22 protein-coding genes, 1 other RNA gene and 1 pseudogene are annotated in these 18,987 nt (G+C 43.3%); 13 read left to right on the top strand and 11 right to left on the bottom strand.

Features of this window, described 5'->3' with window-relative positions:
* Positions 1–125: 125 nt before the first annotated feature.
* The gene (locus tag NI466_RS14225) at positions 126–923 is read right to left on the bottom strand and encodes a tol-pal system YbgF family protein (RefSeq protein ID WP_253173892.1); all 798 of its coding nucleotides are present in this window, start codon (positions 921–923) and stop codon (positions 126–128) included.
* Between the two features lie 294 nt (positions 924–1,217).
* Between NI466_RS14225 and ffs the strand changes: the two genes are divergently transcribed.
* An RNA gene (ffs, locus tag NI466_RS14220) (signal recognition particle sRNA small type) lies at positions 1,218–1,314 on the top strand.
* 218 nt (positions 1,315–1,532) lie between these two features.
* Here the strand turns inward: ffs and NI466_RS14215 are convergent.
* The 4 genes from NI466_RS14215 to NI466_RS14200 form a co-directional block, all read right to left on the bottom strand.
* The gene (locus tag NI466_RS14215) at positions 1,533–2,150 is read right to left on the bottom strand and encodes a regulatory protein RecX (RefSeq protein WP_253173891.1); all 618 of its coding nucleotides are present in this window, start codon (positions 2,148–2,150) and stop codon (positions 1,533–1,535) included.
* A gap of 91 nt (positions 2,151–2,241) precedes the next feature.
* Positions 2,242–3,285, bottom strand: coding sequence for a recombinase RecA (gene recA, locus NI466_RS14210; protein ID WP_004279873.1), 1,044 nt, complete (start codon positions 3,283–3,285; stop codon positions 2,242–2,244).
* Positions 3,286–3,430: 145 nt separating this feature from the next.
* Positions 3,431–3,871 carry an RNA-binding S4 domain-containing protein gene (locus NI466_RS14205; protein WP_004646726.1) on the bottom strand — a complete coding sequence of 147 codons (441 nt, stop codon included), beginning with the start codon at positions 3,869–3,871 and terminating at the stop codon, positions 3,431–3,433.
* A complete protein-coding gene (locus NI466_RS14200; protein ID WP_253173890.1) occupies positions 3,864–4,550 on the bottom strand; it encodes an HAD-IA family hydrolase in 687 nt (228 codons plus the stop codon). The genes NI466_RS14205 and NI466_RS14200 overlap by 8 nt, the downstream gene beginning before the upstream one ends.
* Positions 4,551–4,563: 13 nt before the next feature.
* Here NI466_RS14200 and NI466_RS14195 point away from each other — a divergent pair, with 13 nt between their 5' ends.
* From NI466_RS14195 to NI466_RS15955, 3 genes are all read left to right on the top strand, one after another.
* Complete coding sequence (locus NI466_RS14195) at positions 4,564–5,415, top strand: 3'(2'),5'-bisphosphate nucleotidase CysQ family protein (RefSeq protein ID WP_243474693.1); 852 nt, start codon at positions 4,564–4,566, stop codon at positions 5,413–5,415.
* Positions 5,416–5,477: 62 nt separating this feature from the next.
* Positions 5,478–6,218, top strand: a complete 741-nt coding sequence (locus NI466_RS14190; protein WP_004279869.1) for a histidine phosphatase family protein — start codon at positions 5,478–5,480, stop codon at positions 6,216–6,218.
* A gap of 238 nt (positions 6,219–6,456) precedes the next feature.
* The gene (locus tag NI466_RS15955; RefSeq protein WP_004646731.1) at positions 6,457–6,582 is read left to right on the top strand and encodes a hypothetical protein; all 126 of its coding nucleotides are present in this window, start codon (positions 6,457–6,459) and stop codon (positions 6,580–6,582) included.
* Positions 6,583–6,719: 137 nt separating this feature from the next.
* Here NI466_RS15955 and rpsT read toward each other — a convergent pair whose 3' ends face one another.
* Positions 6,720–6,989: a 30S ribosomal protein S20 gene (rpsT, locus tag NI466_RS14185; RefSeq protein WP_004279868.1), complete on the bottom strand. Its 270-nt coding sequence runs from the start codon at positions 6,987–6,989 to the stop codon at positions 6,720–6,722.
* Between the two features lie 214 nt (positions 6,990–7,203).
* On the opposite strand from rpsT, the gene NI466_RS14180 reads away from it, so the two are divergent.
* The 5 genes from NI466_RS14180 to NI466_RS14160 all read left to right on the top strand — a co-directional run bounded on the left by NI466_RS14180 (position 7,204) and on the right by NI466_RS14160 (position 12,119).
* Complete coding sequence (locus tag NI466_RS14180; protein ID WP_253173889.1) at positions 7,204–7,869, top strand: NAD(P)H-binding protein; 666 nt, start codon at positions 7,204–7,206, stop codon at positions 7,867–7,869.
* A gap of 12 nt (positions 7,870–7,881) precedes the next feature.
* On the top strand, positions 7,882–8,391 hold the full coding sequence (rraA, locus tag NI466_RS14175; RefSeq protein WP_004729838.1) for a ribonuclease E activity regulator RraA: 510 nt from the start codon (positions 7,882–7,884) through the stop codon (positions 8,389–8,391).
* A 117-nt stretch (positions 8,392–8,508) separates the two neighbouring features.
* On the top strand, positions 8,509–9,291 hold the full coding sequence (locus tag NI466_RS14170; RefSeq protein WP_004646733.1) for a glutathione S-transferase N-terminal domain-containing protein: 783 nt from the start codon (positions 8,509–8,511) through the stop codon (positions 9,289–9,291).
* Positions 9,292–9,513: 222 nt separating this feature from the next.
* Positions 9,514–10,197 carry a response regulator gene (locus NI466_RS14165; protein WP_253173888.1) on the top strand — a complete coding sequence of 228 codons (684 nt, stop codon included), beginning with the start codon at positions 9,514–9,516 and terminating at the stop codon, positions 10,195–10,197.
* On the top strand, positions 10,197–12,119 hold the full coding sequence (locus NI466_RS14160; protein WP_253173887.1) for a sensor histidine kinase: 1,923 nt from the start codon (positions 10,197–10,199) through the stop codon (positions 12,117–12,119). Before NI466_RS14165 ends, NI466_RS14160 begins: the two co-directional genes overlap by 1 nt.
* Positions 12,120–12,202: 83 nt before the next feature.
* Here NI466_RS14160 and NI466_RS14155 read toward each other — a convergent pair whose 3' ends face one another.
* From NI466_RS14155 to NI466_RS14145, 3 genes are read right to left on the bottom strand one after another with little or no spacing between them, the layout of a single operon-like run.
* Positions 12,203–13,372, bottom strand: a complete 1,170-nt coding sequence (locus NI466_RS14155; RefSeq protein ID WP_253173886.1) for a ribosomal protein uL16 3-hydroxylase — start codon at positions 13,370–13,372, stop codon at positions 12,203–12,205.
* 28 nt (positions 13,373–13,400) lie between these two features.
* Entirely contained in the window at positions 13,401–13,994 is a 594-nt protein-coding gene (locus NI466_RS14150) for a Maf family protein (protein WP_004279859.1), read from the bottom strand.
* Positions 13,994–14,377 carry a DUF2237 family protein gene (locus NI466_RS14145; protein ID WP_004279857.1) on the bottom strand — a complete coding sequence of 128 codons (384 nt, stop codon included), beginning with the start codon at positions 14,375–14,377 and terminating at the stop codon, positions 13,994–13,996. The genes NI466_RS14150 and NI466_RS14145 overlap by 1 nt, the downstream gene beginning before the upstream one ends.
* A gap of 139 nt (positions 14,378–14,516) precedes the next feature.
* On the opposite strand from NI466_RS14145, the gene NI466_RS14140 reads away from it, so the two are divergent.
* The 4 genes from NI466_RS14140 (at position 14,517) to NI466_RS14125 (ending at position 18,233) form a co-directional block, all read left to right on the top strand.
* The gene (locus NI466_RS14140; protein WP_071852145.1) at positions 14,517–15,704 is read left to right on the top strand and encodes a phosphoglycerate kinase; all 1,188 of its coding nucleotides are present in this window, start codon (positions 14,517–14,519) and stop codon (positions 15,702–15,704) included.
* A gap of 153 nt (positions 15,705–15,857) precedes the next feature.
* Positions 15,858–16,136 (top strand): hypothetical protein, encoded by a 279-nt coding sequence (locus NI466_RS14135; protein WP_004646741.1) that lies wholly within the window; start codon positions 15,858–15,860, stop codon positions 16,134–16,136.
* Between the two features lie 119 nt (positions 16,137–16,255).
* Positions 16,256–17,293, top strand: a complete 1,038-nt coding sequence (gene fba / locus NI466_RS14130) for a class II fructose-bisphosphate aldolase (protein ID WP_004279853.1) — start codon at positions 16,256–16,258, stop codon at positions 17,291–17,293.
* 85 nt (positions 17,294–17,378) lie between these two features.
* Entirely contained in the window at positions 17,379–18,233 is an 855-nt protein-coding gene (locus NI466_RS14125) for an EamA family transporter (RefSeq protein WP_253173885.1), read from the top strand.
* Here NI466_RS14125 and NI466_RS14120 read toward each other — a convergent pair.
* Together NI466_RS14120 and NI466_RS14115 are read right to left on the bottom strand one after the other, a co-directional pair.
* Positions 18,196–18,423 carry a hypothetical protein gene (locus NI466_RS14120; RefSeq protein ID WP_004646744.1) on the bottom strand — a complete coding sequence of 76 codons (228 nt, stop codon included), beginning with the start codon at positions 18,421–18,423 and terminating at the stop codon, positions 18,196–18,198. The genes NI466_RS14125 and NI466_RS14120 overlap by 38 nt on opposite strands.
* 106 nt (positions 18,424–18,529) lie before the next feature.
* Positions 18,530–18,901, bottom strand: a pseudogene (locus NI466_RS14115) (nitroreductase family protein); the annotation flags it as partial.
* Positions 18,902–18,987 lie beyond the last annotated feature (86 nt).

Below are 18,987 nucleotides of genomic sequence, written 5' to 3'. Positions count from 1 at the left end.
AAGCTTTATTTTCACCCGATAAAATACCCATAAAACAAGAGGAAGCTCAAATGAGCTTCCTCTTGTGAAAAATTGTGGGACAGCAATGACCTGAAGGTGTCTTTTTTATTTTGGGAATTTCTATTTTACTTAAGAAATTTAATTTCCTCAGCTTTCGGATAATTCTTCAGTAGCTTTGTTTTATATTGTGAAGCAAGCGTAACATTCTTTTCGACATCTTTGCTGATGTTATAAAGCTGATACAGGGCAGTGGATGCTTTCGCGGAATTTGGGTAACGGTCAACGACAATCAGGTAATTACGTTTCGCTTCAGCAAATTTTGGTGGGTCAATCGCCAGATTGAATTCCGCTAACCAGAAATAAGCATTGCTGATATAAACGCTATTCGGATTGTTTTTAATAAAGTTTTGCATCGGGGCAATGGCTTTGGCTGCACCGCCATTTTTATAAGCATCTAAAGCCACGGTATAAGCGGCTTTTTCCAGCTCAGCAGGTTGCTGTCCGCTGCTTGCTGTATTGACCTTATTTGCGCTTAGGCTGGGTGCAGTATCCTGTGGGTTTTCCTCCGTTGGATTGTCTTCAGCAGGTTCAATTTTTTGCTGCAACAGTTCAAGACGCTGATCGAGATCGGCATAACGATTAGTCAGTTCATTTTTGAGCCGTTCAATCTCATTTTCCTGTTCTTCCATTTTACCGCGCAAAATCCGCAGGTCATTCTCGAGCTGCTGGTTCTTTTGCATGATTTGCCAGCTGGTATTGGTTTGAACTGCTGGAGTTGCACCAGCCGCAATTGCCGCTGGGGTATTTACTGCGGTTTGATTTGTAGCTTGGCTCAAGCCGCGCGATTCAATCGGAATATTGGCAAATAGAGGTGTGGTAAAGAGTGCTGTCACTACACACAATACGGTCTTTTTAAACATCATAAAATTTCCATAATTCTTTGTGAGATGCGGATCCGCTGCTCATCTTTTCAAAGTAGATCATTCATATACATTGCACACATTAAAAACGGCATTTTTAGAAAATGCAACAAGGTTTTACAAAGATCATGTGAATCTGAGTGTTGATGGATTGATTGTGAAGATCCCTTAAAAATCAGCAGAAATATCAATATTGTTTTTAAAATAATCAAACGGATAGCTTGAGGGATTATTTTGCGGAACAAGGCTTGCAACTTGATTAAAAATCTCTATACTCTGTTTTTGTAATGGTAGCCCTGCTGGTTACTTCGCAATTGTACTCTATGAACCCCGCCAGGACCGGAAGGTAGCAACGGTAATAGAACTATGATGTGCCGGAGCTTTGCTGGTAGGGTTGCCACCATATTCTTATTATAATAACAATGCGAATTCGCAGTTTTCTATTCTCAAATATCATTCCTTTTTCAATGTCATCAAACAGCACTATCTTATTATTTTAATGATTCAGATCATTATTATTTTATGTCGTGCTTTATTTTATTTTGCAGCTAATATTCAATTAAATATCCAATATGTTTATACGTGTATTAAGGCTTTCAAAGAATATAAGACTTAGTCTTCTGCTTTACGGTTAATCGCCTTGATAATCGCATCCATTTCAAAACCACGATACATTAAAAAACGGATCTGTTTGGCTTTGAGCTTGGGGTCTTTAGTAACTTCAGTCCCATATTTTTTGACTTTTAGTTCATAGGCTTGCTGCACCCAATCAGTTTCCTTGAGTTCTTCTGAAATCAGAGCAGTATCAATCTTTTTGCTCTTGAGTTTCATTTTAATTTGATTGGGACCTTTGCCTTTACGCTTTTGACTCGACAACATGGTTTCCGCCACACGCTGATCACTTTGATAGTTCTCACGGGACAGCTCTTCCACTAAGGTAATGATTTCATCACGATGCTCTGCATAAAGGCTTAATTTCTCGATCAGTTCGGCTTTGGAATATTCCTTGCGCGTCAGTACGGCAAAGGCATAAGAACGTAAGCGTGAGCCTGTCAGTCCCGGTTTCTTCTCATCCTGAGTTGGGGTAGAGGAAAACAAACGTTCTTCAGGATCAAATTCAGGAGCGTCTTGGATCGCACTTTTTGCAGGTTGAGCTTGATCTTCAGTATCACCAAATTGCTGTTTTAAAGTTTCATAATCGAGCAGTTTGCTGAATTTCGCGTCTGACATGATTCTCTCGGATTTTAGATTCCCTATATAATAACAAAACGCCCCGGAGGGCGCTGTGTATTGACGTTTAAAGATGATGCATCTAATAAGATCATGCATCTAAAAAGTCAGGTTCTTCCTTGCTATCGTCTTCTTCAACAACCACTGCTTTAGTCAGAAGCTGGTCACGAATCAGTTTTTCAATCGTCTGAGCCATTTCTTTATGCTCTTCCAGATAACGGATGGTGTTGTTCTTACCCTGGCCAATTTTGTCGCCTTGATAAGAATACCACGCACCAGCTTTCTGCACGATTTCTTGCTGTACAGCAAGGTCGATCAATTCACCTAGATGGTTAACACCTTTGCCATAAAGAATCTGGAATAATGCTTCTTTAAACGGAGGCGCCATTTTGTTTTTCACGACTTTGACTTTAGTTTCAGAACCAACAATCTCGTCGCCTTCTTTCACTTGGCCAATACGACGGATGTCCAAGCGAACAGAGGCATAGAATTTCAGTGCATTACCACCAGTTGTGGTTTCAGGGCTGCCAAACATGACGCCAATCTTCATACGAATCTGGTTAATGAAGATCACCATACAGTTGGAACGCTTGGCATTACCAGTAATTTTACGCAGTGCCTGGCTCATTAAACGGGCTTGCAGACCCATATGCGAGTCACCCATTTCGCCTTCAATTTCAGCGCGCGGAGTCAATGCAGCAACAGAGTCGACAACGATCATGTCGATCGCGCCAGAACGTACCAGCATGTCTGCAATTTCAAGTGCCTGTTCACCATGATCCGGTTGCGATACCAGCAGATTGTCGATATCTACGCCAAGTTTGCGCGCATATTGAGGATCAAGTGCGTGTTCCGCATCGATAAATGCACACGTACCGCCTGCTTTCTGACACTCTGCAATTGCTTGCAATGTCATTGTGGTTTTACCTGAAGATTCAGGACCATAGATCTCGACGATACGACCTTTTGGTAAACCACCAATACCGAGCGCGATATCCAGCGTTAAAGAACCTGTAGACACGGCTTCAACTGCCTGAACGGTATTGTCACCAAGACGCATAACTGTATTTTTACCAAACTGTTTTTCAATCTGGCTTAAGGCAGCGTTGAGCGCCTTGTTTTTATTCTCATCCATCTTACAACCTCAATACGATGTCACTAAGTTAGTACTCAAGTGGATGTCTTAAATTAGAGCTTTGTTCCACAGGTGTATAGTGACAGAATTTTCCCTAGTGTTCTATAAAAGTCAGCGCATGTACGACATATTCTGACGCTTAAATTTAATCGTCATTATAGGACCATGACTGATCGAAATTCTGACTATTTTCATTTTTAAATCTACTGATGTCACGACGATCTTTCTTGCTTGGACGATGGTCGGGACGAGCTAGATTATGCAACTTTCTTTGTGACGTAATCAATTCCCGGCGCGCAATACTGACTTCGGTCTCTTCATACAGTTTTTGTGCCACGGGTGCAGGTCCACGAACATCAGAAAGTTCCTTAACCAGCACGGTTTTTTTGTCGATGCCTTGCTGAATCGTCAGTTCCATACCGACACGGACTTCGCGCGATACCTTAACACGTTCACCATTGTGATGGACTTTGCCACCTTCAATCGCATGTTTGGCAATCGAGCGGGTTTTAAAAAAGCGTGCTGCCCACAGCCATTTGTCTATACGCATGCCTACCGCATCTTCGGGTAAAGACGATTTACGCATATTTTTTTTCTACCTCAGCCTGATTTAAATGAGTGATTAAATCTGTTAATTGGTGCAGCATGGGGTAATTACAAGTCTCACGTGCTACTTTGGCTGAAGAGGGCTGCTGGATGCTGAACAGGTTCTGAATACCATAGGCTTGGGCCCCATTCAGGACTTTTTCAGTATCATCAATAAAATAAGCATGTGCAGGATCAAATGGATGCAGTGAATTCAGGCCTTGCCAGAATTCGACAAATTCTTTGGCATGCCCAATCGTTTCTGAGCTGACGATGACATCGAAATAATCTCTTAAATTCAAATGATCCAGTTTAAATGCTAGACCCGCACAGTCAGCATTGGTGGCCAGCCAGATGGGATAGCCATTATTTTTAAGATAATCGAGTAATTCAAGACAATGAGGGCGCAAGGCGACTTTATCTTTATGTTCAATTTGCATCGCCAGAACATCGACTTCGACTTTAGCCGTCCAGAAGCGTGAAGAGTACCAGTTTAAGGTATGATTATGTTCCTGATAGAATGCATAGAGTGTCGCCTGGCTGTGTTCCAGGCTACAGCCATGTGTGGCAGCATAACGCACAGGCAATAACTCGTTCCAGATGAAATCGTCGTAGGCAAGATCAAGTAAAGTGCCATCCATATCGAAAATTATGGTAGGTTTTTCAGAGCATTTTGACATATTTAGGTTTTCTATGTTTAAAGCAACAGCAGCACCACAAGATCCAATGATTTTGCAGTTTGTGCCCATTTTGACACAAGCCTGTGAAATTTTGCGAGAAGAATATCAGCGTTATTGTTCTGGTGCAGCTTTTGATGTCATCAAAAAAAATGATAATTCTCCGGTGACTCAGGCAGATTTTCGGGTCGATACTTATCTGACCCAAGCTTTGGCAGAGATTTCAAGTTTGCCTTTATTGTCTGAAGAAGGACAGGAACATGAACGCCGCTCATGGTCAGAATTCTGGTTACTAGATCCGTTAGATGGCACTAAAGAGTTTTTGCACCAGCGCCCCGAATTCACTATTAATTTGAGTCTGGTCAGAGGCAGTTTGACCACTTTTGCCATATTGGCGGTTCCGGAGCAGCAACTGATTTATTTCTGTGCTGAGCAGGGCTTGCCTTATAAATATGATATCCAAAAGATGACATGGTTTGCTTATGAAATGCTTGAAACCACTAAAACAATTGCTGTGGGATTGAGCCAAAGTAGCCAGCAGAAACCGAAATATCTGGAGTATTTGCAAAGTCTGGCCAAGCTCACGGACTATACCGAATTTAAAGCGGGCAGCGCTTATAAATTTTGCATGATGCTGGAAGATCAGGTGGATATCTATCCACGTTTTCATCCGACCTCGGAATGGGATACCAGCGCTGGTCAATGTATGCTCGAACGGATTGGTGGTGGTCTGGTCGATTTAGAAGGCCGTCCATTTATTTATAATCATCGGGATACTTTGCTGAATGGCGGATTCATTGCTTATAAGAATAATGATATGAAAATTATTGCATTGCAGGCGGTTTCTGACATGCAGGCCGAGCATTGAGCAAAATTCTGAGCGTGTTATAGTGGTGCTTAACCTATTACCAATCCAGAGTTGGCTGTAACGTGTCCCTGAAACTGCTTCCACCGAGTATGTTGAGTGCAATTGATTTATTGCCCGATGTACAAACGCCTGTCACCTTATTCACACGGCATTCGATTCGTGAGGAGGTTCCGGGTCAAGGTTTGGCAGGCTATGATCTGCAACTGACCAATCAGGGGCGGGATCTGGCGCAAGAGTGGGGGGCTTATCTGGCTGATCAAACCGATCGCGTGATTCATCACTGTATTTCGAGTCCGATTCAGCGTTGTATTGATACCGCTGCATTGATGATTGAAGGGGCAGATGCGGTTACCCCTGAGCAGAATACCCATCGTATTGAAATTATTGAACAGGGACTTCTGGTGGAGCCTGGTAGCTTTGTACTGGATATTCAAAAAGCTGGACCTTATTTCGCCAAGCAGGGTGCGCTCGGTTTCATTAACAGTTTTGTCAATAATGCCTTGCCGGGGATGAAACAGCCGATTCATGGCGTGGTGGATGTACTGGAACTGATTTACAACACCCATCCGCAAAATAAATATGGGCTGAGTTTGGCTGTCAGCCACGATACTATTCTCGCAGCCATGATTGCAGTGATGTCTGGGCGTCAGGACGTCAGTCGGGAAGACTGGCCGAAAATGATGGAAGGTCTGTTTGTCTGGTTTGAGGGTGATGTATTCTTGGAATCTAAGCTGAAATGGATCTGGCGCGGTCAGGTACATGAACTGGATATTGCTGATTTTAAACGTTCCCAACTTTCTTAAATGAAAATATTCTTTCAAAACTCAATTGTTCGCAGCAGTTGAGTTTTTTATTGGGGAGTTAGGAATTATGAAGATGGTGTGGCCTTTCATATTGACCATTCAATAAAAGTCAGTCTAAAACGATAAAAATAAATTTTAAACTGCACCTTTTTACATTTATAGGGTGAAAATTCAATAATGTAAGTATAAAAATTATCTATGCTTAATAAATATAGAAATATTCATTTTGAGGAAAATTATGAAAGTTATCACAATTTTTAGCCTGATCGCGATTCTGGGTTTAACCGCATGCCAAAAACGGGATACTGATAATACGAAACAGGATAAGACTACTTCGCCATCCTCTATGGATAAAGATCAATAATCTAAAAAGGGAGGTGCGACTTATTTTTTATCTCATCGTATTGGCAGGATGAGGGGCATCTAAACGGATTGTTTTTCTGATTTCTTGAAATTTCAGGCACAAAAAAAGCCCTAAAAAAGGGCTTTTTTCATTTGCGATTAGTTAGAAGCTAATGCTTTAACTTGCGCGTTCAAGCGGCTCTTATGACGAGCTGCTTTGTTTTTATGGATGATGCCTTTGTCAGCCATACGGTCGATTACTGGAACAAGCGATTTGTACGCTTCAGTAGCAACTGCATAGTCATTAGTGCTGATAGCAGCTAATGTGCGTTTAAGATAGGTACGAACCATAGAACGCAAGCTTGCGTTGTGTTTGCGTGCTTTAACGTTTTGACGAGCACGTTTTTTAGCTTGAGCAGAGTTTGCCACTCGTGCACTCCTTGAAATAGATTGGTCTGGGCGGGCTGAAACTCAACTGAAAACCAACATCAGAGGAATTATCACCAGCCCGTAAACAAGTGCCATATTTTGATTAAACTAAGCACCGAAGTCAAGTCTTGACATGCTTTGACAACATTTTAGATGCAGAAAAATTCTAAAGAAAACGTTAGATTAGTATTCCACCTAGGAGATCGTATAAAAAATGACTAAATCACTGACTCATCCCATCGTGATAGGTGCCACCGGCTTGGTGGGAAAACAACTGATAAAACGTTTGCAAGATGAGCCGACTTGCCAGCAGATTACTGCAGTGGTCAGAAAACATCAAAATGATCTGGATGCTTTGGATAAAGTTCAACAACTGGTACTGGAAGATTTCCTGATGTTGAATGATCAGGATGTCAGCAAGCATAGCCATGGTTTTAGCTGCCTGGGCAGCACCATGAAAAAGGCCGGATCCAAACAGGCATTTTATAGTATTGACTATACCATAAATGCTCACTTTGCAGAGCTGTTACAACAAACTTCAGCGCATTACCTGTTGCTGAGTGCAATGGGTGCCGATCCACAATCTCATTTTTACTATAATCGGGTCAAAGGTGAGCTGGAAGAATATGTACAAACCTTGTCCTTGGACAGAATCAGCCTGATTCGACCTTCATTGCTCATTGGTGAACGTCCAGAGCAGCGTTTTTTGGAAGATATCGCGCAGCAGGTTTACCACAAAGTATCGCGTTTTATTCCGGATAGTTTTGCGTATAAGCCAGTGACAGCCGAGCAGGTGGCTCATACTATGGTCGAGGCCGCGCTAACTCAGACGGTAAAATTTGAAATTTATGATAATTTACGCATACAAAAAATGAAATGAGGGGAAAACACCGTGTCTACAGCAGCATTTGTTACCTGTGACTTGTTAGATGACCATCCAGAATTAGAGCTTCAGGTGGTGACACCTTGCCTGGACGGTAAATTTTTTAAGAGTTATGGGGCGCGCAAAACCTTTGGCGGTCAGATTGTGACAGTAAAATGTTTTGAAGATAACTCGCGGGTGAAAGAGTTGTTGGCCACAGATGGAACAGGCAAGGTCCTGGTCGTAGATGGCGGTGCATCCATGCGCTGTGCCTTGATGGGTGACCTGATTGCAGAATCAGCGGTAAAAAATCACTGGAATGGCGTGATTATTTACGGTTGCGTTCGTGATGTCGATGCAATTGCTGAACTTGATCTTGGTGTGCATGCATTGGGGGCTATTCCACAGAAGAGCAATCGCAAGGGTGTAGGTGAAGTTGATATTTCTCTCTGTTTTAGTGGTGTCACGTTTAATGCAGGCGAGTATGTCTATGCAGACAATAATGGTATTGTGGTGTCTAAAACAGCATTAGTGGCTTAATCGGCCGGAATCTGCATTTCTGCATGAAAGAATAACAACAAAACTTATCTGTACCCTGAAAGACAGGATGCCTAGATTCTGTCTTTCATTCATATAAAACAAAAATAGGAAAATACTATGTTGAGTCATCAAATTAAAGTTGTACAAGCTTTGGCCTCTTCAATCGCTGAAGGTGGACGTGGGATGGTGGGTACACCGTTTCCAAATCAGCCTGAAAAAGCCTTGAAGCTCTATGAATACGAGGGTTCACCATTTTGTCGTCGGGTGCGTGAAGTCATGACCTTGCTAAATCTGGATTATGAAGTTTATCCATGTCCACGAGGGGGTACTCATTTCCGTCCTGAGGTGCAGCAATTGGGTGGAAAACTGCAATTTCCTTTTTTAGTTGATGAAAATACCGGTGATCGACTCTATGAGTCTCAGGATATTATCGATCATCTGTTCAAGCATTATGGCAAAACCGGCAAAACTCCCAAGAAATATGCTCACTATCCTAAAATTCCAGTGGCTGCAATTGCGGGAACCGTCCTCAATGGTTTACGCGGCGGAATGGTGAATCCCAAGATTAAGGATCGGCCAACACCTGAACTGTTATTAGAATTATGGGGCTTTGAGGCCAGTCCTTATACCCGAATTGTACGCGCCGTTTTGAGTGAACTGGAAGTGCCGTTTGTTTTTCATAATGTCGCTAAAGAGCGCTGGCAAGATTATGGACCGGCCAAATTGCGTTTAAAACCGGGAAAATATGAACCACTACCAGGCGGTAAGCGTGAACATTTGTTTGAAATGATGGGAAATAATATTCAGCTTCCCTATCTGGTCGATCCAAATACAGATACCAAAATGTTTGAATCGGCTGAGATTGTGAAATATTTAAAACAGCAATACGGTACTGCTTAAAGTAGACAGCTCGTATAACTTCAAAAGATTTTCTATCTTGAACTGCCATCTGCTAAACAGATGGCATTTTTTATGTCTATGATATGGAAAACGGGCGTAAGCGTTTCTCGCTGCTTAAAACTTCAGATAATAAAAAATAAATAAATCATGATTTTTAGTGTGATTTTGTTTATATTTTAATCTTAAAGGGGATATATAAAAATAAATATAAGGGGCGTGCTTATGACAGCATCGGAGGCAGTCTTGCCAGTACCAGTATTAATCGTTGAAGATGAATATGTCATCCAGCGCCGTTTAAAAATCATATTAAGCAATCTAGGTTATCAGGATGACGTTCTGTTATTTGCCAATACGGTGAAAGAAGCATATGCCGTTTTGCAGCAACAGCCGATTGCACTGGCCTTAGTAGATTTGGGTTTACCGGATGGAAGTGGCATTTCAATTATTGAAAAAATCCGCGAACAGGACGCACAAGCGCTGATTCTAGTGGTGTCTGCCTGGAGTACACAGGATAGTCTGTTTAGCGCAATTCAGGCTGGTGCGACCGGTTATGTGCTTAAAGAGCGCGATGATGTGGAAGTCGCCTTGGCTATTCGCAGTATTTTGCGTGGCGGTGCACCGATTGATCCCTTTGTTGCTCGTGAAATTTTAAAACAGATTTCTATTCCCACCATTTCAGCAACAATAGAGCAAAACAGGTCAGCTGCGGATCAGGAAATGCTGACACAGCGTGAGCAGGAAATCCTGTCCTTGGTTGCGCAAGGTCTGAGTAATCGTGAAATTGCCGAGCAGCTCTGTGTGTCACGCTATACCGTCGAAAGTCATATTAAGCATATTTACCGCAAACTCTCGGTCAGTAAACGTACTAAGGCGGTCAGTACCGCACGGCATCTGGGAATTCTGTAATGTCATCTGCTTGTTCCAGAAGCAGCAAACGGCAGCGACTGAAATGGATCGGTGTTTTTGTCCTGTGCAGCTGGCTTTGCTTGTTCTGTAGGATGAGTCAGGCGCAAAGCCATTTTCAGATTAATGATCTTTGCCAGGTGAAGATCGACTATATTCAGAAAGTTCAGGCTCAGGGTCCTACCGAGATGCCGACATCGGGCTGGCAAAGCGTACGTTTGCCGGATAACTGGCAGAACAACTGGAAGAGTTATCATGGCGGTGCCTGGTACAAGATTGTCTGGCGCTGGTCATGCCAAGACAACATCCGCCTTGCAGAACCGGTTGCCTTTTCTATTGATTATATTAATTCGGCAGGTGCCGTATTCCTGAATGGTGACTTGCTTTGGTCTGACCGGAACTTGCAAGAACCCTTGTCGAAAAGCTGGAATATGCCGCGTTACTGGGTTTTCCCGATTAGCGGTTTGCGTAAAGACAGTAATGAAATCCTGATTTATGTAAATGGCTACAGTTTCCAAAGCGCGGGCCTAGGCAACATTCAATTTAATAATGTGCTGGGGAATAGCCAGCAGTATCTAGGCAAAATCTGGGATCGCCGTACTGTATTTCAGATCAATATGATTTTCTCGGCCACGATTGGGCTGATCTGTTTCATTATCTGGTTATTCCGGCGTTCAGAAACCACTTTTGGCTGGTTGGCACTCAGTTCACTGTTATGGATTTTGTTTATTTCCAATGTGCTCACGACAGAAAACTTTCCATTTCGCTCCACGATTTCGGCAAGTAAAGCCAACATGCTTTTTTTTGTTGCCTATATCCATTGCTTCTGTCTGTATCTGATCCGCTTTGTAAAACAGAAATTTAAGCAGTTGGAGCGAGGATTTATTCTGGTCAGCGTTCTGTCTAGCTTACTGGTTATGATCAGTCCCTTGGATTATCTGGAGCAGGTATTGGGTGGAGTGTTTATCTTCTATGTATTGCTCTTTGTCAGTTGTACTGTGTATATCAGCTATCAGGCCATCAAAACCCGAAATGGAGAATATCTCTTCCTGATGCTATGTCTCTGGGGGATTTTGCTGTGTGTAGTCATCGACCTGATCATGTTGAACCAAACCAAGGTCAATGAATTTTCCCCTTTATCGCCCTATACCTCACCGATTATTACCCTGTTTGTGGTGCTGATTATGGGCACACGCTTGAATCGCAATGTCAGGAAAATCGAAAAATTCAATACCCAGTTAGAACGTAAAGTCCAGCAGGTCAGTGCCGACCTGAATAAAAGCCTGAACGATAAACATCAACTGGAGCTGGCGAATGTTCGTCTGCAAGAGCGGATTAATCTGTCACATGAATTGCATGATGGACTGGGTGGTTCTATTGTCCGTTCCATGATTCTGGTGGATCAAAGTAGCGAAACAGTTTCTAAACAGCAGTTTCTATCCATGCTGAAATTGCTTAGAGATGATCTCAGACAAATCATTGACAGTGGTTCATCTATTGAAAATAAAGTCCCACAAACGCCGTTACTCTGGATCGCACCGGTACGCTATCGTTTTACCCAGTTGATGGAAGAAATGGAGATTGAAGTTGAATGGTCATTTCCAAAAGTCTGGCAGCGTGAACCGACTGCATTACAGTGTTTAACCTTGATTCGGGTAGTCGAAGAAAGCCTGACCAATATCATTAAGCACAGTCAGGCCAGTCAGGTGAAAGTCAGTCTGGAATATTCCCAGCCGCATCAGCTTACCCTGAGTATTCAGGATAATGGCATCGGTTTCGATGCTGACATGGTGCAAAAAAATGGCCTGAGTATTGGAATGCGCAGCATGAAAATGCGGGTTGAGCGCATGGGAGGATTGTTCCAGATTGAATCTGAACAAGGAAATACGCTGATTCGGGTGGTACTGGAACTTTATCAGCCTTAAGTGGCTAGAATTTTAGACTCTGAAAATAAAAGAGGATCATGTGATCCTCTTAAAATTATTGCTTAAATAGAGCCTTGGAAAGCTTACTCGTCGTCAGCAGGTGGAACCAGCATTAACACGGCTTCATTTAATAATGCCGCAACATCTTCCAGAATTTCTTCATCAGCGAAGTCTTCACCGAATAACAACGCTTCACCATCTGCAAGCTGTTTGAGTTTTGCAGTGAATGCCTCAGAGATGGACACACCTTCACCATTAGCCCAGAACAAAACATTGCCGTCTGTTTCAGTATAGAGTAGGCGTGACGCAGGTTCGAGCATCAGGCTATAACCCTGATCAAGTGCTTCTTCCAGATCACCTGTACCGATTTCTTCTGCTTCAGGCAGGTTTTCAGGATATTTAGGTTCGGACATCAAGCTCATGATGGCATCTTCGAGAACATTGGAATTATGCAGTTGCTGCATGATGTGTTCTTTCAGATATTCCAGCTCATTGCTGCTCACTTCACCGATAGCACCGACTTGATCACGGATGATATCCAGCAATGGGTTACGCAGCGTTTCATTTTCAGAGAATTTATCCCCGACACGATCCATCATGTCACTGATATTTGGCATGCGGAAACCGAATGAATAAGTCAGGCAGTCATCTTCAGCCACGCCGTAATGAGCCAGACCAGGCGGCACATAGAGCAAGTCGCCAAGTGCCAGCACTTCATCAAAGTTCACTTCTATTTCAGGCAATAATTTAAGCGGTTGACCCGGAACAAATGGAGTTTCGGCATCACACATTTGCCCAAGCTGCCAGCGACGGTGGCCATGGCCTTGTACCAGAAATACATCATAGAAGTCGAAATGTTTGCCGACTGAACCGCCTTGTGGAGCATAAGACACCATAATGTCATCGCGACGCCATTGTGGAATAAACGGGAATTTTTTCCAAAGCGCCGACAGGTCAAATGAATAGTGATCTACAGCCTGAACCAAAAGTGTCCAGAGTTTTGGCATTTTCTGGAAATCTGCCTTGAGCAAAGGTGAAGATTTCACGCTCCACTGATTCGGATCACGATCTTTCTGCTTGATGAGACGGGCAGTGACATGTTCTTCGAGCGCAAGTTCCATCACATCATTGGGTTCAAGCAAACTGACGATTTCAGGCATCGCATTACGCACCAATAAAGGTTTCTTTTGCCAGTATTCGCTAAGGAATTGTTCAGCGGTAATACCGCCTAATACGTCTAAAGGTTGAGACATAGAGTACAGCCTGAATTTAAGGGAGAGATTAAGGAACCAAAATTTTTAATTCACGAAGAATATGACAGAGCTTGATCATTGGCATGCCCATCAGCGTGGTCTGATCTTGTCCGATCATTTCTTCAAACAAGCTGATACCGAGGCTTTCACATTTGAAACTGCCTGCACAATGCAAAGGTTGTTCAATTTCGACATAACGCTCGATTTCGACCTGAGACAGTTTGCGGAACTTGACTTTATAGTGTTCAACCAGACTTTGTTCAAAACCGGTCGATAGCTGCTGCACACTGAGCGCAGTACTAAAATAGACAATCTTGTCCGAGTTGGCTTGTAGCTGGCGAATGGCCTTTTCAGTCGTTAACGGTTTACCAATAAAAATATCCGGCGCACCTTCACGCCATGCCACCTGATCTGAGCCGATCACAATCGCTTCTGGATTTTGTTCAGCAATATATCTGGCTTTCTCAAAAGCCAGTCGTTGTGCCAGATCATCTGCGTGATTTTCCCCGCGAGGAGATTCATCAATATCCGGTACCATGGAAATATAATTAATATGCAGACGATCCATCAGCGCTTTGCGGGTTTGACTGGACGATGCCAAGATAATCTGTGCAGAATTCATTAGACAGCATATTCCTCAAGAATATTTAACGGTACATACGCCAGAACAGCTTTGTGACAGGCTTGTAGCTTGATCGGTGGAGCTTGACCCGCTTCATAGGCTTCGACCCAGCGCGTTACGCAGATACACCAGAAATCGCCAGGTTGCAGGCCCGGGAAATCCAGTTCGGGCAAAGGCGTAATCAGGTCATTACCGACTTTTTGAGAAAAATTCAGAAATTCTGAGGTCATTTGCGCGCAAACCGTATGCTGGCCCAGATCGGTGGTCGCAGTATGGCAAAAGCCATTGCGGAAATATCCGGTAATCGGATCGAAGCAACAGCTGGACAAAGGCTCACCTAACACGTTCAAACGGTTAAGATTTGGATCAGGATGTATCGACATAGGGACTGAATCTAAAAGAGGCTTTTTTCTATCATAACAAAACTTTGGCATTCATAATGTTTTCTGCAAAAGATGCTAACCTTTTTCTGCATAATCATTTAAAATCGCCTGGTTTTAATATCTATAAAGTGAGCTCTACATGAACTTTCAGCGTATGACTGACCTCGATTTAGCAGGTAAACGTGTTCTGATCCGTGAAGATTTAAACGTTCCTGTTAAAAATGGTGTGATCACCAGCGATGCGCGTCTTCGTGCAGCATTGCCAACGATTAAAGCAGCACTAGAAAAAGGCGCTGCAGTCATGGTGTATTCTCATCTGGGTCGTCCGGTTGAAGGTGAGCCTAAAGCTGAACAGTCACTTGCTCCTGTAGCGGCTTACTTGACTGAAGCTTTGGGCCAAGAAGTAAAACTGTTTACTGACTATTTAGATGGCGTTGATGTTCAGCCAGGTCAGGTCGTTCTGCTTGAAAACTGTCGTTTTAACGTCGGCGAGAAGAAAAACAATCCTGAACTTGCAGCAAAATATGCAGCGCTGTGTGATGTATTTGTAATGGATGCCTTTGGTACAGCGCACCGTGCAGAAGCCTCTACTGAAGGTGTAGCGCGTTTAGCGAAAGTTGCAGCAGCAGGTCCTTTATTGGCAGCTGAACTGGATGCGCTTGGCCGTGCACTGAAAACTCCAGAAAAACCAATGGTGGCGATTGTTGCAGGTTCTAAAGTTTCAACCAAACTTGACGTTTTGACCTCACTTTCTGATATCTGTGATCAATTGATCGTTGGTGGCGGTATTGCCAACACTTTCCTTGCTGCGGCAGGCTATAACGTGGGCAAATCACTGTGTGAAAAGGATCTAATCGATACAGCAAAAGCCATTGCTGCAAAAGTATCAGTTCCACTTCCAACTGACGTAGTCGTTACAGATGCCTCTGAAATTAACTTTGAAGATTTCTTGGGTTCATTGGCTGCTGCGAAAGCGACGGTGAAAAACGTTGCAGATGTTGCTGACAACGACATGATTCTGGATGTAGGCCCGGAAACTGCGAAAGCATTTGCAGAAATCCTGAAAACCTCTAAAACTATTCTTTGGAATGGCCCAGTCGGCGTATTTGAAGTAGATCAATTCGGTGAAGGTACTAAAACTTTATCTTTAGCGATTGCTGAATCTGAAGGTTTTTCGATTGCGGGCGGTGGGGATACACTTGCTGCGATTGATAAATATGAAGTGGCTGACAAAATTGGTTATATCTCGACGGGTGGCGGTGCATTCCTTGAATTCGTTGAAGGTAAAACCCTTCCTGCTGTTGCGGTACTGTTAGAACGTGCTTAATTGTATGTCCTAAGCTAAAAGCTGGCCCAGTGCCAGCTTTTTTTATGTCATTTTTTTGACAGTGAAAACTTACCCTTCATGGCTTCGTCATTAAAATGCAATAAATCTGTCATAAGATGCAGTCATTAAATCACCAAATGACGAGAATACGTGATGAAGAAACAGTTAACTATCGCAGTATTATTAGCAGCTTCTCTGGCACTGACTGCATGTGCAAAACAGGAAAGCACACCAGAAGCTGAAGCAGAAAGCTCGGCAGCAGTGGCGGATCAGGCGGTGACTCCAGAACAGCAAGCTGCCATTGATGCCATTGATCAGCCAATTCTAGACGAAAAAAATACCGATATCCCGGCTGAAGTTGCCAATGCGCCAGCCGATGAAGCAACTGCAGACGAGTCGGTTGCTGCGACTTCAGAGCCTGTAGCACCTTAATCCGGTTGATGTGACACAAAATCCCTGCAAATGCAGGGATTTTTTTTAAATAGTGTTATTTGTTGCTGAATTGAAACCTTTGAACATGTAGAATATGTGGCATTCACTGGGAGGATATTATGGCTCTTATTTCATTGCGCCAGCTCTTGGATCACGCCGGCGAACATGCTTACGGCGTACCAGCATTTAACGTAAACAACTTAGAACAAATGCGTGCAATTATGCTTGCAGCAGATGCAACCAATTCACCTGTTATCGTACAAGCATCTGCGGGTGCGCGTAAATATGCAGGCGCTCCGTTCTTGCGTCACCTAATTTTGGCTGCAATTGAAGAATGGCCACATATTCCAGTGGTAATGCATCAAGACCACGGTACCAGCCCTGACATTTGTCAACGTTCAATCCAGTTAGGCTTTTCATCAGTAATGATGGACGGTTCACTGGGTGAAGACGGTAAAACACCAACTTCATATGAATATAACGTTGATGTGACTCGCCGTACAGTTCAAATGGCACATGCGTGTGGCGTATCTGTTGAAGGTGAAATCGGTTGTTTGGGTAGCCTTGAAACAGGTATGGCGGGTGAAGAAGATGGCGTAGGCGCAGAAGGCGTACTGGATCATTCTCAACTCCTGACTTCAGTTGAAGAAGCGCGTAGCTTCGTTGCTGATACCAATGTTGATGCGCTTGCAATTGCAGTAGGTACTTCACACGGTGCGTACAAGTTCACGCGTCCACCTACAGGTGATATTCTTGCGATTGACCGCATTAAAGAAATTCACGCAGCACTTCCAAACACACATCTTGTCATGCACGGTTCAAGCTCTGTGCCACAAGAATGGTTGGCAGTGATTAACCAGTATGGCGGCGACATCAAGGAAACTTACGGTGTTCCGGTTGAACAGCTGGTTGAAGCGATCAAACACGGCGTGCGCAAGATTAACATCGATACTGACTTGCGTTTAGCATCTACCGGTGCAATGCGTCGTATGATGGCAGAAAAACCAAGCGAATTCGATCCACGTAAATTCTTCAGCGCAACTGTAGATGCAATGAAGCAAATCTGTATCGATCGTTACGAAGCTTTTGGTACTGCAGGCAATGCAGACAAGATTCGCCCAATCTCTTTAGAGAAAATGGTGTCACACTATAAATAATTCCCAGTGAATCATTTATAAAAAAAGCCCACTGCAAATGTGGGCTTTTTTGTAGACTCATAAATATCAAGAATAAGAGCAGCATATGGAACTGATTTTCGCAGCAGCGCTATGCAGCGTTGCGGTCTCAATATTATTAAAAGTCGCCAAAAATAAGGGCTTGAGTCCGATACACATGATTAGCTGGAACTATATGACAGCCAGTCTCTTGTGTTTTTTCTGGTTTAAGCCTGATATTCAGCATATTTCAATGTCTCAGACGCCTTGGTTGCTTATTCTGGCTCTGGGTATTTTGCTTCCGAGCGTATTTCTGTTTTTGGCCAAGGCTTTGCAAACGGCTGGAATTTTAAAAACCGAAATTGCCCAGCGACTTTCTGTAGTTTTGTCACTGGCTGCAGCCTATTTCATTTTTCAGGAACAGTTTAATCAGCTGAAAATACTTGGGATCGCTTTAGGTATTGGAGCAGTGCTGTGCATCCTGTTTTCACATCGACAAAGTACAGGACAGGGCAGTCAGGGAATGTTGTATCTGGGCTTGGTCTGGGTCGGTTATGCACTGATTGATGTATTGTTGAAATATACAACCAGTCTGGGCCTCCAATTCGCGGTGGCGCTGAATCTAATGTTTGTTTGTGCCCTGATCATTTCGATGGGCTATCTGTTAATCAAATATAAAAGCTTGGGCTTGATGCAGAATATCGGCGCTGGTCTGTTATTGGGTTTCCTGAATTTTGCCAATATTGCTTTCTATGTCAAAGCCCATATGCTGCTTAAGGATTCACCTGCGATCGTCTTTGCTGGCATGAATATTCTGGTGGTGGTATTTGGTGTGATAGCAGGTCTGGTATTCTTTAAAGAGCGGCTCAAACCTGCAAGTACTGTAGGGTTTCTGCTAGGCTTGACTAGTGTGATTTGCCTAGCTTATGCAATGTCTGCTTGACATAAGAAGATGCAAATTCAATCGGATGTCGGAGCAGGTCGCCTGCTTCGGCCAGTCCAAGCAATAAACCGGACTGTTGGCAGTCTGGACAGTGCGGATAACGATGCTGTTGCTCTTTATAGTGCTGGAGATAAATTTTATCGCAATGATGGCATTCAAATTTCAGGGATTTGGATGTAAGGAGCGACATAGATGACCTCTATTGTTATTCTATTAGATGTAAATTAAATAAAGCAAAAAATAGGCCCGAATTGACATGGAAAGGGGCGCTTGACCCCTTTTATAGCATAAATTCCTTACAGTTTGGTGAAAATATCTTCAGCGGCAAGACGTGATTTAGGGAGTTTGGCATTGAAATCATTTTCACTGCGATAGCCTAAAGTCAGCAATACAGAAGGGATCAAACCCTGTTCTGCAAGTTGTAATTCTTCACTAATCATCTCTTCGTCAAAGCCGCCAATTGGTGTGGCATCAACCCCTTCAATTCTGGCAGCCAAGAGCATTTGACCGAGTGCAATGAAGGTCTGGTTTTCAGCCCAACGCTGAATATCACCTTTTTCATTACGATAATAATGAATATAACCTGCACGGGTATTTTTCTGACCTTCTTTGGCTGATTCATCTTTAAAACGGCCACTGAGATCATCGCGGTTCAATAAGTTTTCTAGGGCGTGTCATCAATTAAGCCAGATGATTGTTGAAGCCAAGTAGATCGCTGATAAGAAGTTTTGAGCCAATTTATCATAGCGTGTGG

This window comes from Acinetobacter lwoffii (genome assembly GCF_024129595.1).
In the GTDB taxonomy this organism is placed as follows: Bacteria; Pseudomonadota; Gammaproteobacteria; order Pseudomonadales; family Moraxellaceae; genus Acinetobacter; species Acinetobacter lwoffii_O.
This window is presented reverse-complemented; position numbering and strand designations above follow the sequence as displayed.